General features: G+C 77.5%; 1 pseudogene. It reads left to right on the top strand.

Annotation, left to right across the window (positions count from 1 at the left end):
* Nucleotides 1–1,160, top strand: a pseudogene (locus tag B7767_RS43170) (LuxR family transcriptional regulator); the annotation flags it as partial.

Raw genomic sequence — 1,160 nt, 5'->3', positions numbered from 1 at the left:
CACCACCTGGCGCGCCCTCGCCGAGTTCCTCGTCGGCGGCCGCCCGGACGGAGGGCGGGGGGCACCGTCCGACCCGGGGCCGGCGGAGGCGGCCACCGCCCGGTACGAGGAGATCACCGCCCTGTTCCGGGTGGCGCAGCCGTTGCGCCGGGCGTCCGCCGAGATCGCCTTCCCGCTCGCACCGGACCTGCCCCCCGTGTCGCGGACCCCTGCCGTGAACGGCGTGCTGGCGTGGGAGGCCGCCGTGCGGGGCGACGATCGCGAGGAGGCCCGCGGACGGGCCCGTGCGGCCCTGGCCCCCGACCCCTTCGGCCGGCCCCCGCTCACCGTGCCCAGGCTGCTGGCCTGCCACACGCTCCTGCTCACCGAGGACGGGGAGGAGGCCGAGACACACCTGTGCGCCCTGCTGGCCGAGGCCCACCGCGAACGCTGCTCCGTGACCGTCGCACGGGTGCTCGCCCTGCGCGCCGAACTCCACCTGCGGCACGGCCGTCCCGACTCCGCCGCCCGCGACCTGGCCGCCGCCGACCTCGAACTGCCCCCGGACAGCAGGCATCCGCTGTCCTACCCCTACTGGACGACGCTCGGCATCCTCACCGATCTCGCCAACGACCGGCCGGAGCGGGCGCGCGCCGCCGCCGGACGCCCCGTGCCCTCTCCCGCCGAGGAGTCCGTGAGCGGTGCACAACTGCTTTTCGCCCGTGGCCTGCTGGCCCGGGCCGACGACGATCCCCACCGGGCCCGGTCGCTCTTCCGGGCCTGCGGGCGCTGGCTCCTGCAGCACGGCTGGACCAATCCGGCGCTCCTTCCCTGGCGTTCCCAGGCCGCGGAGGCGGCCCACGCCCTCGGCGACGCCGCACAGGCCCTGAGGCTGGCGCGTGAGGAACTCGAACTCGCCGAACGCTGGGGCGCGCCCGGTGCGATCGGCGCGGCCCAGCTCTGCCTCGCCACGATGCGGGGTGAGGACCGCCTCCAGCGGCTCCGGGCGGCCGTCGACAGCCTCGGCCGGGCTCCCTCCCGGGCCGCCTACACGCGCGCGATCGTGGCACTGGCCTCCGTCGAGAACGGCGGGCCCGACCGCGCGACGGCCGTCGCCGCACCGGTGACGGGCGGAGCCGGCACCGGAAACGCCGGACCGCCCGGCACCGCGGTACGCCGGC

This window comes from Streptomyces sp. 13-12-16 (assembly GCF_002114215.1).
In the GTDB taxonomy this organism is placed as follows: domain Bacteria; phylum Actinomycetota; class Actinomycetes; order Streptomycetales; family Streptomycetaceae; genus Streptomyces.
The sequence above is the reverse complement of the archived record's forward strand: the minus strand, read 5'-3'. Positions and strand labels throughout refer to the sequence as shown.